The sequence below is a fragment of the Streptomyces sp. NPDC025833 genome, from assembly GCF_055558055.1.
The window spans coordinates 22966-37650 of sequence record NZ_JBVHNF010000024.1; the positions used below are offsets into that span (position 1 = coordinate 22966).

6 protein-coding genes are annotated in these 14685 nt (G+C 73.6%); all 6 read right to left on the bottom strand.

All coding sequences use genetic code 11. The features are described from left to right. Positions 1-23 precede the first annotated feature (23 nt). The 6 genes from ACZ4K2_RS33210 to ACZ4K2_RS33235 all read right to left on the bottom strand — a co-directional run bounded on the left by ACZ4K2_RS33210 (position 24) and on the right by ACZ4K2_RS33235 (position 14458). Entirely contained in the window at positions 24-7259 is a 7236-nt protein-coding gene (locus ACZ4K2_RS33210; RefSeq protein ID WP_467479372.1) for an amino acid adenylation domain-containing protein, read from the bottom strand. A 596-nt stretch (positions 7260-7855) separates the two neighbouring features. Further along, positions 7856-8857: a BtrH N-terminal domain-containing protein gene (locus ACZ4K2_RS33215; protein ID WP_467479370.1), complete on the bottom strand. Its 1002-nt coding sequence runs from the start codon at positions 8855-8857 to the stop codon at positions 7856-7858. Further along, positions 8854-9660: a MerR family transcriptional regulator gene (locus tag ACZ4K2_RS33220; protein WP_467479368.1), complete on the bottom strand. Its 807-nt coding sequence runs from the start codon at positions 9658-9660 to the stop codon at positions 8854-8856. The genes ACZ4K2_RS33215 and ACZ4K2_RS33220 overlap by 4 nt, the downstream gene beginning before the upstream one ends. A 135-nt stretch (positions 9661-9795) precedes the next feature. Then, positions 9796-13416, bottom strand: a complete 3621-nt coding sequence (locus ACZ4K2_RS33225; RefSeq protein ID WP_467479366.1) for a hypothetical protein — start codon at positions 13414-13416, stop codon at positions 9796-9798. 281 nt (positions 13417-13697) lie between these two features. Next, a complete protein-coding gene (locus ACZ4K2_RS33230; RefSeq protein WP_467479364.1) occupies positions 13698-14087 on the bottom strand; it encodes a peptidase inhibitor family I36 protein in 390 nt (129 codons plus the stop codon). A 305-nt stretch (positions 14088-14392) separates the two neighbouring features. Beyond that, the gene (locus ACZ4K2_RS33235; RefSeq protein WP_467479398.1) at positions 14393-14458 is read right to left on the bottom strand and encodes a PGF-CTERM sorting domain-containing protein; all 66 of its coding nucleotides are present in this window, start codon (positions 14456-14458) and stop codon (positions 14393-14395) included. Positions 14459-14685: the final 227 nt, after the last annotated feature.

Consider the following 14685-nt stretch of genomic DNA (forward strand, 5'->3'; position numbering starts at 1 on the left):
TGCCTCCGGTTCGCGCTGTCATCTCATTCCTCGATCAGTTCGGTGACGACCCGGACGACGTGGGCGATGTGCGGCTCCTCCATGATGGTCAGGTGGTCGCCGGGCACATCGATCACGGTCAGTTCGCCGCTGGTCCGCTCGCGCCAGCCGTTGGTTGGGTCGCGGTGCATGGACTGGATGGCGGTGTGCATGGTGTCCAGCACCTCGGGCAGCGGCTCGGTGGCGTGGATGAGGACCAGGTCCTGGTCCACCACGTCGGGCCGGTAGGCGAACGCCGCGCGCCAGTTGGCCTCGTACACCTGGAACAGCCGGTGGACGACGGCGCCGGTGGCCCCGGCGGGCAGCACTCCCTCGTCGACCGCCAGTTGGGCGATGAAGTCGAACTTCTCGTCCAGCGTGACCAGTTCCGAGGGGATCACCTCCTCCGGGGAGTCGCCGCCGCGCCGCAGCCAGAGCAGCTCCCAGAAGAACCAGTTCAGCAGCGCGTCGTCGCTGGTGCGCAGTCGCCGGCCCGGGTTGAGGGCGGTGGTGTCCAGCAGCACCAGTCGGTGCAACTCCTGACCCTGGGCGCGCAGTTGGCGGGCCATTTCGAAGGCGACGAAGCCGCCGAAGGACCAGCCGCCGAGCAGGTACGGCCCCTCGGGCTGCACCTCGCGGATGCGTGCCACGTAGCTCGCCGCGATCTCCTGGACGCTGCGCAGGGGTTCGGTTCCGGCGTCGACGCCCGCGGCCTGGAGGGCGTAGAAGGGCCGGTCGTCCGGCAGGTGGGTGGCGAACCGGACGTAGCACAGGACGTTGCCGCCCATGGGGTGGACGAAGAACAGCGGGCGTTCGGTGCCGCCGGTCCGGATCGGGACCAGGGGGTCGAAGCCGGCGACCGTGCCGCCGGCCCGCAGCCGGGACGCCAGTTCCGCGACCGTGGGCGCGGCGACGAACTCCGAGAGGGGCACGGCCGTCCCGTACCGCTGCTCGATCATGACGACCAGCCGCATCGCGGTCAGGGAGGTGGCGCCGAGGGCGAAGATGTCGTCGTGGACGCCGAGCCGGGGTACGCCCAGCAGTTCGCGCAGGATCTCGGCGAGGGCCGCCTCGTACGCGTCGCGGGGCTCGGTGTCGTCCCCGGCGCCGTTCGAGGTGGTGAGCGGGATCTCGCGCAGGGTCCTGTCGTCCCGCTTGCCGCTGGGGGTGAGCGGCAGCGCGTCCAGCCACTGGAAGTGGGAGGGCACCAGGTAGTCCGGGAGCGCCGAGCGCAACTGCTTGACCAGTTGCGGCAGATCGGTGCTGTCCGGGTCGCCGACCAGGAAGGCGGCGAGGAAGGAGTCGTTGCCGTCCCGGCGCCGGGCGACCACCGCGGCCTCCGTCAGCCCCGGGTGCTGGGCGGCGAAGCGGGTGATGGCGAGTTCCACCTCGGCCGGCTCCACCCGGTAACCGCGCACCTTCACCTGGGAGTCGGACCGTCCGGTGCACACCACCGAGCCGTCCGGCAGGAGGTAGCCGAGGTCGCCGGTGCGGTAGAGCCGTTCGCCCAAGGTGCCGCCGGGCCGGGGGACGAACCGTTCGTCGGTGAGGTCCGGGCGGCCCGCGTAGCCGAGGGCGAGGCAGACCCCGCCGAGGTAGATCTCGCCGGTGACGCCGGGCGGTACGGGGCGCAGCCGCGCGTCCAGCACCAGTACCTCGGTGCCGTCGACCGGGATGCCGATGGGCGGCAGCGGCGGGAAGGCCGCCGGGTCGCCGGTCATGGTGTGGCGGGTCACCACGTGGGACTCGGTGGGCCCGTACTGGTTCTCCAGGATCACCCCGGGCAGGGCGGCGCACAGGGCGCGGATCTCCTCCGTGACCCGCAGTTGCTCGCCGGAGGAGAGGATCGCCCGGAGCGAGCCGGGGACGACGCCGAGCGCCTGGGCCGTCTCGGCGAGCTGCTGCAGGGCCACGTAGGGCAGGTAGAGCCGCTCCACCCGTTCCCGGTCGAGCAGCCGCAGGAGTGCCGGCAGGTCGCGGCGCTGCTTCTCGGACAGCAGCAGCAGGGTGCCGCCGCCGCAGAGGGTGGAGAAGATCTCCTGGAAGGAGACGTCGAAGCTCAGGGGCGCGTACTGGGCGGTGACGCCGCCCGTGACGCCGCTGGGTTCGCCGTTCTGCCATGCGATGAGGTTGGCCAGGGAGCGGTGCGGCATCTCGACGCCCTTGGGGGCGCCGGTGGAGCCGGAGGTGAAGAGGAGGTAGGCCACGGACCCGGGGTCCAGTGCGGTGGGCGGGGCGCCCTCGGCGGCCGTGTTCCCGGGTGCCGGGTCGAGCAGGTCGGTGGCCCGGACGACGGGTGTCTCCCGGCCGGTGCCGAGGATCTGGGCGGTGCGGGCGGCGTCGGTCCCGCTGGTGGCGTGGGTGACCACGGCCACCGGGCCGGCCTGGTCCAGCATGGCGGCGATCCGCTCGGGCGGGTAGGCGGTGTCAAGGGGGACGGTGGCGGCGCCCGCCTTCAGCACACCGAGGAGGACGGCGATGGTCTCCGGTGAGCGGTCCATGGCGGTGGCGACCCGGGCGCCGGGGCCCGCGCCGAGTCCGGTCAGGCGCCGGGCGGCGCGGTCGGCCGCGTCGGCCAGTTCGGCGTAGGTCCAGCGCCGGTCGTCGTGGACCAGTGCGACGGCGCCGGGGGTGCGGGCGGCCTGCTCCTCGAAGGCGCGCACCACGTCCGGCGCGGGCCGGACGGTGGGGACGGGGCCGAGGGGCGCGGCCAGGAAGCCGAAGTCCACCGGCTCGTCGCCGTGGTGGACGACCCGCTCCAGGATGCCGGTGAAGGCCCGCCCGTGCAGTGCGGCCTGGTCCTCGGTGAACTGCCGGCCCTGGTAGTCCATGCGCAGCCAGATCCCGCCGCCGTCGGGTTCGGTGACGGCGTTGACCAGCAGCGCGAAGTTGGTCTCCTCCCAGGTGCGGAAGTCCAGGGATTCGATGCCCGGCAGGGCGAACACCTCGGCGAGCTGGTGGAAGTGGATGTAGTTGAACGCGGTGTCCAGGACTCCGTGGCCCGCGTCCTCCTGGATGGCGCTGAGCGGGTAGCGGCGGTACGGGTGGCTGTCCTGCTCCTGGCGGAACACGTCCCGCACGGCGCCGAGCCAGCTTTCGGGGGTGCCGGTGACCCGGACCGGCATGGTGTTGAGGAAGAGCCCGGTGGCGCGCTCGGCGCCCTCCAGCTCCGGCCGGCCGTGCGTGACCAGGCCGGTGACCAGGTCGTCCTGCCCGGAGAACATCCGCAGGGTCAGCAGGTGCGCGGCGAACAGCACGGACTTCACCGGTACGGTGTGGACGCGGGAGAACTCCCGCACGGCCTCGATGAGCGGGGCGGGCAGGTCCAGCCGCCGGGTGATCTGCTCGCCGGTGCCGGGTGCCTCGTGCGGCCGGAAGCCGGGCAGGGGCAGCTGGGGCGCCCCTGCGAGGTAACCGGCCCAGTGGTCACGGGCCTCCTCGGACCGCAGCGTCCGCCGTTCGGCCAGCACGTGGTGGGCGGCTATCTGGTCCGGGGCGTCCGGGACGCCATCGATGGGCTCGCCCAGCAGATGGGCGTAGTCCTGGAGGAGTTCCCGCATCAGCGTGGCGACACTGCCGCCGTCCAGGATGGCGTGGTGGAAGCTGAACACCAGCTCCACGCTCCGGGGCAGTACGTGGACGCGCAGGTGGTGGAGCGGGGGGAGTTCGAAGACGTACCGGTGGTGGCGGCGCTCCTCGACGTGTGCCGCGATGTTCTTCTCCGCCTCCTCGGCGGAGACGTCCCGCAGGTCCGCGATGTCCAGGGCGCCGTCGACGGTGGCGTCCACGATCTGGAGCGGTTCGGCGTGGCCGCCGATGTCGAAGGAGGAGCGCAGCACCGGGTGCCGGGCGACCAGCAGCCGGTGGGCGGCGGTGAACGCCTCCGGGTCCCAGGTGGCGAGGGCGAGGCTGTAGCGGAAGACGTCGCGGTACATCCCCGATTCCGGCTCGACCCGGCTGTGGAAGAGCAGTCCGAGCTGGAGCCGGTTGGCCGGCCAAGCGTCCTCGTGGCCCTCGAGGCCGGCCCGGTCCACACGGGAGACCAGGGCGAACGGCTTCAGGTCCGGCTCCTCGCGGTCCGGGGCACCGGTGGTGGTGAGCGGCGCGAGAGCGGCGATGGTGGGGTTGCGTACGAGGTCGCTGAGGTCGAAGTGGTATCCGCGCCGCTCGGCCAGGGCCCGGACCCGCAGCATCAGGATGGAGTCGCCGCCGAGCGCGAAGTAGTCGTCGTGCACCCCCACGTGCTCCGCGCCGAGGACCTCGGCCCAGGTCTCGGCGAGGGCGGCCTCGGTGGCGTTGCGGGGCTCGGTGCGGGTCCGCCGGCCCGGTGCAGCGGGGGCGGGCAGGGCTCGCCGGTCCGCCTTGCCGTTGGGCGTCAGCGGCACGGCGTCGATGCGCACGAACACCGCCGGGATCATGAACTCGGGCAGGACGCGTGCCAGTTCGCGGCGGAGCGTGACCGGGTCGTGCTCCTCGTCCGCGACGTAGTAGCCGATCAGCCGGGTGCCGAGGTCGGCGCTGTGGTGGTCCACCACGACGGCGTCGCGGACACCGGGCAGGGAGGTCAGGGCGTTCTGCACCTCGCCCAGTTCGACCCGGTTGCCCCGGACCTTGACCTGGCCGTCGATCCGGCCCAGGTACTCGATCTCGCCGTTCGCGAGGAGCCGGGCGAGGTCGCCGGTGCGGTACAGGCGGCCGTCGGGGGCGAACGGGTCCTCGGTGAACTTCTCGGCGGTCAGCTCCGGCCGCTCCAGGTAGCCGCGGGCCACCTGGACGCCGCCGATGCACAGCTCCCCCGGTATTCCGACGGGCTGCGGCGCGCCGTACGGGTCGAGCACGCGCAGGGCGGTGTTGGCGACCGGGCGGCCGATCGGCACCCGGCGCACCGGCTGCCGGGAGTCGGTGGGGCAGTCGTGGTAGGAGACGTCCACGGTGGCCTCGGTGGGGCCGTACAGGTTGGTCAGCGCCGGTCCGCCGGGCAGGGTCCCCAGCACCCGGGCGAACTGCTCGACGCGGGCCGGGGGCAGCGCCTCCCCGCTGCAGAACACCCGCCGCAGACCGGCCGCCCGGGTGACCAGGGCGGGCTCCGCCTCCAGCAGGTCCAGGAAGGGGCCGAGCATGGAGGGGACGAAGTGCAGCACGCTGACCCGGCGTTCCTCGATGACGCGCAGCAGCGTCCGGGGGTCGCGTTCGCCGCCCACCGGGAGCAGCGCCAGTCCCGCGCCCTCCACCGCCCACCAGAAGAGTTCCCAGACCGACACGTCGAAGGAGACCGGGGTCTTCTGGAGCAGCGTGTCACCGGGGCCGAGCGGGTACCGCTCCTGCGTCCAGGCCAGGCGGTTGACCACCGAGTGGTGCTCGACCATGACGCCCTTGGGCCGGCCGGTGGAGCCCGAGGTGTAGATGACGTACGCCAGGTCCCGGGGGCCGGCCGCCGGTTCCGGCCGGCCGGTGGGGCCCTCCGCCACCAGGCGGCTCGCGTCCAGCACGGGCACCCCCGCGGGGAGGTCCGGGTCGACCGGGCCGGGGCCGGTGAGCACGGCCCGCGCGCGGCTGTCCTGGAGCAGGAAGGCGATGCGCTCGGCCGGGTACGAGGGGTCGACGGGCACGTAGGCGGCCCCCGACTTCAGCACGCCGAGCAGCGCCGGCACGGTGAGCGGTCCGCGCTCCAGCAGTACGGCCACCCGGTCGCCGGGGGTGATCCCCTCGGCGCGCAGGGCGTGCGCGACACGGTTGGCGCGGGCCTCCAGTTCGGCGAAGGTCAGCTCGCTGCCGTCGGCCGCGGTCACGGCCACCCGGTCGGGGTTGCGCTCGGCCTGTTCCTCGAAGAGCGCGTGCACCGTGGTGTCGGAGCGGTAGGGGACCTCGGGGCCCTGCTGCGCCGCGGCGAGGGTCCGCCGTTCGGCCTCGGTCAGGAGCGGCAGCGCCGCGGCGGGCCGTTCGGGCTCGTCCAGTCCGGCCCGGGTCAGGGTCAGCAGATGGCCGGCGAACGCCTCGATGGGGAAGTCGGCGTCGAAGACGTCCGTCGCGTAGTCGAGCTCGATCCGCAGGTCGGCGTCGTCGTCGAACGCCCGGATCATCACGGAGAGCGCATCCTGCTCGTGGACCGGGGCGGTGAGCGCGGTGTCCCGCTCGATCCCGGCGGGCGTCTCGGGGCGCGGCCCGCGCAGGTACGACACGACCACGTCGAACAGTTGCCGGGAGCCGGCCGCCGGTGCGGGGAGGTCGCGCAGCACGTCGCCCAGGGCCAGCCGCTCGTGCGCCCGGAGCGCGCCCGTCCGCTCGCGGACGAGGGCGGCGAGTTCGCGCAGCGTGGCGTCCTCGGTCACCGGTACGCGCAGCGGCAGGTTGTTGGCGAACTGCCCGGCCGTGGCGCGTTCGTCGTCGGTGACCCGGTTGAGGAACGGCACGCCGAGGACGATCTCGTCCGAGCGGTGCACCCGGGCCAGGTAGGTCGCGAAGACGGCGGCGAGGTACGCGAAGGGCGTCGAACCGCCGGCCCGGATCCGGGCGACCAGCTCGCCGCCGAGCGTGAAGGTGTGGTGGGCGCGCCGCGCGGTGGCGGAGGCCGGGCGGTCGGGGGACCGCTGGAACAGCGCGGGGGCCACGCCGTCGAGCGCGGCCCGGTGGAACTCCCGCGCCGCCGCGCGTTCCGGCGACGACCGGTAGGCCGCGTCGGCGGCGGCGAACTCCCGGTACGAGGGGGCTTCCCCGGGCGCGTCGCCGGCCGCCGCGTCCGAGGTCAGCCGCGCGTACTCGGCCCAGGTGTCGAGGCTGACCTGGTTGAGGGTCCAGGCGTCCACGACGAGGTGGTGGGCGTTGAGGTGGAGGTGCAGCACCCGGTCGCTCTGCCGTACCAGCGCCGCGCGGAACAGCGGGGCGTCGAGCAGCGGGAACGGCCGGACGAAGGCGGCCTCCCGCCAGTCCTCCCAGGCCCGTTCGGGGTCGGGTTCCCCGGACAGGTCGACCAGGTCGACCGTGCGCCGGGGGTCGTCGGACGGCTGAGGGGCGTCGGCCACCCACTGGTACGGGACTCCGTCGCGCTCCCCGAACCGCAGCCGGAACGCGTCGTGCCGGGCGAGGGTCCGAGCGAGCGCGGTGCGCAGCGCGGCGGCGTCCACCGGCCCGGTGCTCGTCTCACAGATCACGACATTGAACTGGGGGCTGTCCGGCGTCTGGGATTCGGCGGCCCAGATGTCATGCTGATACGAGGTGAGCGGAAAATCGCGGCCTGCAGCCACAACGGTTCCTTTCTCTTTCCGGAGCAGCGAGAAGATGATGGAAGCGAATTCCGGACAGCGATAACCGGAACGCGATGACGTGATCACAGTAGGTGCGCACGCCGTTACACGGCCACTGCGCGCTCGGGTAGCCGGCCCTACTCATCTGTGCCGTGACCGTGTAGTGCACCGCTCTGACCAGCGGCTTCATCGCTCCGAATATCGACCGTTCACCCGCGGTCCGTCTCCGGCAAAGCGGAAATAGGCCGTCGCGACACGGGATGACCAAGCCATTTTGTGAGGCAGGACACACCGCGATCCAGAATGCTGCGGGCTCAGGAGCTTTCCCCCTGCACGTACAGTCCGACGGGAGCGCACTGCCGGGAAATTCGGGGCCCACCGCCCGGAATTGCGCACGATGCGCGCGCCCGGCCGAGAAGCGGGAGACGCGCGCCGAAATCTCGCCATTACGGGGCGGGGCCACGACGTCCACCGCGCGGCGGACGATGATGTCCACCGCGGGGCGGGACCATGACGTCGGCGTATGCGACGGGACGGGCCCGCCCGGGAGAACGCGTCACACCGCCGTGTGCGAGCCCGTCAGTCCCGCCCCCGGGTCACACCCGATCCGCACTCCCCAGGCGGCTCAGCGCCTGCATGGCCTCGCGCTCGATACGCGCGAGATCGTGGAGGACCGAGCAGGCGTGTACGAGGCACTGCTCGTCGCCCGATTCACCGGCCTTCCTGATCGTCTCTGCCGCTTCCGTCCACAGGACGGCCGCCTCGGTGTACAGCGTGTGGCCGGTGCGCAGGTGGCTGCTGTCGAGCAGCTCGGTGCATTCGGCGAGGAAGTCGCGGTAGAGGTTGCGGAACAGGGCGCCGCCGGTGCCGGCCTTCTCCATCAACAGGGCGGCCTGCGGCAGGTCTCGCCGAGGGTCGTCGCTGCGCTGGAGCCAGGTGCGTACCAGCTTGCCGGCCTTGTCGATGCCGCGGTGACCGAGGTTGGCGATGGGCGGGTGGAGGAAGGCGTCGGCGCAGGCGGTGATGGCGGGGACGATCCGTCCGTGCGGGGCGGGCATGTCCGCCGGCACGGTGAGGGTGAAGGACCGGTGCCTGGCGGTCATCGGACCGCGCGCGGCCCTGGCCCGGGCGAGGCCGGCCAGGCTGACGGAGACCGCTCCGCCCTGCTGGTCGGTGTCCACCAGGTAGGCGTCGTGGTCGTCGTAGCCGTACATGGCGACGACGTGGCCGCCGAAGTGGACCTTCGAGCCGAAGTACTTCAGGTGGTAGCTGTCGAGCTGGAGGCCGACGGGCCGGCCGGCGTCGATGGCGGTCGCCACGTTGTCCCATGCCTTGCGCGGCGACGCGGTCTCCTGGACCAGGAGTTCCAGCCCGAGCCTGGTGGCCAAGTTGCCGGTGAGGTCGAAGGGCTTGACCCGTCCCCCGAGGAACGGAAAGCCCATGTTCTTGCCGTCCCAGTAGATGAAGGACAGTCCGGAGCCGAGGCCGAACAGCATGGGCTCCGACAGATCGAGTCCCTGGTGCCGCAGCAGCACGCCCAGGGCCGTCGTCTCGCAGTGCCGCATGCCGCGGGCGTCGATGTCCACCACCGTGGTCATGCCGTGCTCTCCTGTACGGGGACGATCAGCCGGGTCATCAGTTCTTCCTGCGGTGCCTCCGCCGGTCCGACGAGATACGCCTCGCGTACGGTTGCCCGCGGGCGCAGTCCGCGCTCGTGGATGGCGGCGAAGAGCGCGTTGTAGGCCAGAGGGAGCTGGGCGTAGGGCCCGATGTGCGTGGTCTCGGCGACGAGTCCGCCGGGCAGCGCCTCGATTTCCAGCCCGGGCACGCCGTCGCCCTGCGCGGTCTGCGCCCCGACGGCGATCTCCATCCGCTCTTCCAGGTCCAGCGGGTACAGCCCCCACAGCGGCGGTTCCCACGCGACCCCCGCTCTCCCGAGCACGGGCAGCAGCCGGCCCGCGCACTCCTCGAACCCGGCTCCGATCTCCGCGGGGCCGCAGACCGCTCGTACCACCGCCAGCCGTCGGTCCGGCTCCCTGCCAAGGGTCACCTCATAACCGGGCAGACCGCCCTCCGCCAGCCGCTCCAGCATCCCCAGCCGGACCTGGTCCCTGCTGATCCGCTCGGCCAGCCGGTCCCGCTCGGCGCGCAGGATCCCGGCCCTGCGCTCAGGCCCGGCGGCCAGCGCCTCGGCGATCACGGCCAGCGGGAGATCCATCTCGCGCAGCAGGGCGATGACCAGGGCGTCCCGCACCTGTTCCGGTGCGTAATAGCGGTAGCCGGAGCCGGCGTCCACGCGTATCGGAGCCAGCAGCCCCATGTCGTCGTAGTGCCGTAGCTGCTTCACGCTGAGGCGGCACAGACGGGCGAAGCGCCCGATGGTGAGAAGTTCGTCTTGCACGCCCTTATCGTGGACCCTCCCACGGTGGGAGTGTCCAGCGACGGGCCGCCTCGGCAGCGCGACGGTGTACGACCGGCCGGGTCCGCGGCCTGCCGCCCCGAAGGCCCGCTGTGACGCCCCCGGAGCGACGGCACGTCACACGTTCCGGGCGGCGAGCAGCGCCTCCACCGTGGAGACCGGGTCCCACTCGGGGTCGAGGCCGGTCAGCCGCCGCGCGAGCCGGTGCCAGGCCGCCGGGTCGGTGCCGAGTCCGGAGCGCACGAGGTCCGCGAGGAGGGCGCGGGCCTCGGCGGCCTCGGGCGGGGCGTCGGTACGGCGGGCGGCGGCGCCCAGGTAGGCGAGCAACCGCGCGGCGGGGGCCGCGCGGCTTACCAGGTCCGCGCCGTCGAGGAGGCCCGCCGTGAGCAGCCCGTCCAGTTGGCTGGTCGGTGCGCGGTGGAAGTGGCCGCCGAGACCGTGCCGGGCCCGCTCCCGGGTGAGCCGCGCGCTGCCGGGCAGGCCGTCGGGACCCGGCTCGGGCAGCAGCGCCGCGTGCCGCAGCCGTACGTCCTCGGGAACGCCGTCCAGGCGGACGATGTCCCGCCAGTGCGGGAGCGGTTGCCCCGCGTGGGCGGCTTCGAGAGCGGGCCAGTCCACGGGCTCGCCCGGCGGGAGGGATGCGAGGAGCTCACGTGCGTGTGCGGCGTGCCGGGCGCGCCGCAACTTCCGCACGAGCTTCTCCGGCGCCAGTTCGCGGTCGAGCCGGGCTCGGAGGACGGCGGCGGGATCGGCGGACGCCAGGGCCTTCGCACATACGGTGGTGGCGGAGCGCCCGAGCACGTCCCGCCCCGCGAGCCTCGCCAGCCGCTCGGCTCCACCGTGCTGGAACAGCCGCAGGCAGCCCAGCAGTTGGTGTCCGAGACCGAGCCGCCGTCCCTCCGCCGCGAGCAGCTCCTCCACCAGGTCGGGTTCGGCGGAGCACAACCACATCAGATCGCCGGCGGGACGCGCGGAGCTGCCCGCTCGCCAGTCGGCGAGCACCCGGGCGCCCAGGGACAACCGACCGGTGCCGGGCCGTGACCGGGTCACGATCCGGTGGGCGGCGGACCGGGGGATCCAGTGCCGCAGCAGGGCGAGGTCGACCTCGGGGTCGTCGAGGTCGACGAGGCGCTCCACCGCGCTGTGCTCCATCCAGCGGGACTGGGCGGCCAGGACGCGCAGCGCGTCGCGGTCGCGGTCCGCGAGCAGCCGGTCGAGGACGGCGCGTGGTGTGCGGTCGTGGCGCAGCAGGTACGCGGCGAGCAGCCAGGGCCCGTCGGGTCCGAGCCGGGGCAGTACGGCGTCGACCACCTCGGCGTCGGCCAGGCACAGCAGCGTGCCCTCCGGCCAGCCCCACAGGTGGTCGCCGTGCTCCAGCAGGCTGATCGCCTCGTCGGGGGTGGCCGGTCTGGGCCTGCCGATGGCCGCGGCCACGCTCGCCGCCGGGCCCGCACCGCACTGCGCGCGCTGGAGCGACTGCGCCCAGGTCAGCCCCTCGGAGGCCGCTTCGGACGCCGTCACGGTCGCGGCCAGGCGCAGCCAGGCGTCGGGATCGGTGCCTAGTTCGGCGCGCAGCCGGCGGGCGAGCGCGGACCGCCACGCCTCGGCGAACGCGAGCGGCCGCCAGTCGTGGGGCAGCAGGAGCAGGCGTCGGGCGGGCAGCAGGGTGAGCAGCTCGTCGGCGGGCAGCACACCTTGGACGTAGACGTGTTCGAGGTGCCGCGCGCCGGATCCGTACGTCTCGGGGAGGTGTGCGCGAACCTGAGCGAGGCTGGGCGCCCCGTACGCGAAGCCGTCCTCGGACGGGGGCACGCCGTGGAAGGCGCAGGCGAGGGCGAACCAGCGAGGGGTGGCGAGGCCGGGCGCCGTCCCCGGCTCGTACACGGCCAGCGCACGCAGCACCTCGGGATCGGTCGGCCGGGGGGCACCGTCCGGGGCGAGGGAGTACAGCAGGTCGAGCGCGGCCAGAGCGTGCACACGCTCGTGCCGGTGGAGGGTGCGGCGGGGCGTGGATTGCGAGACCTGTGGCGGGGGCTCGTTCGAGGGTCGGGGCTCGGCCGGGGTGCGAGGTTCGGCAGCGTCGTCGGTCGGTGGACCGCCCGGGGCGGGCGGTTCGGGCTCGGCCGACGGTCTGCGGGCAGGTGAGTCGGGATCAGCCGAAGGGGCCTGGGCGGGCGACTCGGGATCGGCCTTGCCCGCCTTGGCGATCAGCTCCGCGACCGTTCCTCCGTGCTCGGGCAGCAGGGCATCGAGCGCAGCCCAGGCTCGCTCTCGCTCCCCCAGGTGCGCCTGTGTCAGTGCCTGCAGTTCGGCGCGCGCCGCCGTGCCCAGCAGCTCTCGCTCGCCGAGCCGGGCGAGCGCGGCGAGGGCGTGGACGGCAGGGCGCGCGGTGCCGATCAGCTCGACCGGGTCGAGGTACCCAGCCGCTGCCATGCCCTCCGCCCAGACGGCGGCGCTGTCGTCGAGCGCCTCCTTCGCGAGGCGGCGGTCGGGCAGGGTGGTGTTCCCTGCCCTGCGGCCCCCGGCTCGCCACGGCTCGTTGAGGACGCTCAGCCGGAACGCCCGGCGCTGCGCATCGCTCGCCGCCTCGTGTCGGGCCAGCTCCTCGCACGCCTTGGGCATGAACGGGGTCGCGGCATGGGCCGCGGCGAGGGCGTCGAGATCGTGGGCGTACGGCTCGGACAGCAGGTCGCGCAGGGTGCTGGTGCCCCGGGCGGTGGCGAGCAGCGCGGGCAGCCGGGCCGGATCCTCGTACGGCTCGCCCTGCGCGCGCAGCCGGCGCGGGCCCTCGCCGTCCGGGGCGGTCAGGGCCTCGGTGACCGTGTCCACGGTGGCCCGGCACAGCCAGGCCGCCACGCCGGGGTCGTCGATCAGGGCACGTACGGCTTCCGGGCCGTTCCGCTCCCACACTCTCACCATGGCGTACTGCTGGGCGACCTGGCGCACCCCGCACCGCAGCGCCGGCACCACGAGCTGCGGGTCGCCCGAGCCGAGCAGTGGAGCGAGCCAGGTGCGCGGCGCCTGCCCGTGCGGCGCCGTCAGTTCGGCGCGCAGCGTGTCGTCGAGCGGCACGGTGTCGAGCCGCCCCGCGATGGCGCGGCGCAGGGACTGGGTGGCTCGCGGGTTGCGGTAGACGGCCGCGGCGACCTCGGCCTCGCCGACCGCGGCCAGCCGGGCCAGGTCCCGGGTGTCGAGCCGGGGATGCCGGGCCAGGGCTGCCCGGGTCCGGGTGTCTCCGTGGTCGATGACCGCGGCGACGAGGACGGGCGCCGGGAGGGTCCCGGCGGCAAGCAGCTCCGTCGTCACCAGCTCGGGCAGGGCCGCGAACGCGGTCGCGGCGTGCCGCGGCTCCGTGTGCTCCAGGAGCAGGCCGAGCGTGCGGTGGACGCTGCGGGGCGCGGGCGGACGGAGCGTGTCGTCCGGCGCCGCCGCCACCGGCGGCGCGGCGAGCAGCTCGGGCAGGGCGCCGCGGTGCCCGGCCAGCGCGTCGTGCACCGCGCACCAACGGGCCGCGTCCCCACCGAGGAGACGGTCCGTCAGCTCCTTCAGGTAGGCGGCTGCCGCCTCGTCGACTCCGCCCGCGGCGGCGACCTTGGCCGCCACCGAGCGCGCGGGCCGCGCCTGCTCCACCACCCGCAGCGCGGTACCGCTCCGCGGGCTCGTACGCTCAGCGTCCTTACCGGCCCCACCCGTCTCACGCAGCAGCCGCTCCGCCGCCCCCGCCTGCGTCTTCGTCATGATCGCCATGCTAGACACGGCCACTGACAATCCCGGGGGGGGCACCGGAGCAGCCTCGTCCACCCAGGGGCCTCCTGCTGCAACTACCCCGATACGGCGAACCGGTGACGCGGCGGCCAGGGGGCGATGCGCTCCCGGCCGGCTGAGCCACCCCGCCCGGCGGCCCACCGGGCCGACCGCAGGCCGACGTCCGCGCCGGGCCCGACGACCGCCCGCATGGGCCGCCCCCGTCGTGGCCGAGGCTGGGGCGGGTCCGGTCGTACGCCGTCTACTGGTTCTTGCTACTGCTTCTTGAAGGAGCGGATCTGGTAGCTGCCCTGGAGGTTGCCCCCGTGGCCGGCGGCCGTGGAGCCGACGCGGGCGTTGTAGTTGGTCTGGGTGTAGTACTGGACGCGGTGGCCGGTGCCGTTCCACACGGACCGCACGTTCTTGCCGTTCCGGATGAAGGAACACTGGTCGGCGGTGTTCGCGACCTTCTCCGACGTCCACTGGCAGCGGGTGCCGGCGCCGTCCCAGTCGCTGTAGATGCAGAAGTGTCCGGGGTCGCAGCGGTAGACCGCGGCGGCGCGTCCCGTCTGCGGAGCGGCCGGGGCGGAGGCGGCGGGAGCCGCTGTACCGAAGGCCGCCGCCAAGGCGACCGAGGCGATGGCGAGCGAAGTGACACGGTGCATGGTGATCGTCCTCTTTCCGCTGGTGCCGTGAGTGATGTCCCCGAAGGACGACCATCAGCATCACTCAAAGTGACCAGTTGCCACCAGAGCGTACACAGGGGCGCCCGAGGCACTCCGGTGGTTCCCGGTACCGCTCCCCCATCGACACGAGCCGGGGCCTCCGGCGGAGTCAGGGGTGGTGCCGGAGGCACGGCGCACCACCGGCGAGCGGGGTCGGGCAACCTGCGGAACAACAGCCAGCCGCGTTCCGGCATGAGGGTCAAGGTGGTCGGCGTGGCTCGCGGCGAGCGGAACTCGGCGTCGCGTCATGCCGATCGAGGCCGTCGCCACAGCAGCACGACCGCCAATAGACCTGCCACGCACGGGGCCATGCCGACCCAGCCCAGTACCGGCGGCAGGTCGGTCGCACCGGAGGTGTCCCTTGGTGAGCAGTTCGGTCAGCCCGACACCGATGCCGCACACGAGCAGCACGGCGGAGGCGGGCCGGGCCCACCGCTTGCCGGCCCTGACAGCCCAGACCGCCCCGAGCCAGCCCCCGACGGCGAGTGCCCCGATGACCGACAGCAGGACCACGTAGGCGTCGACGGCCGTGTCGATG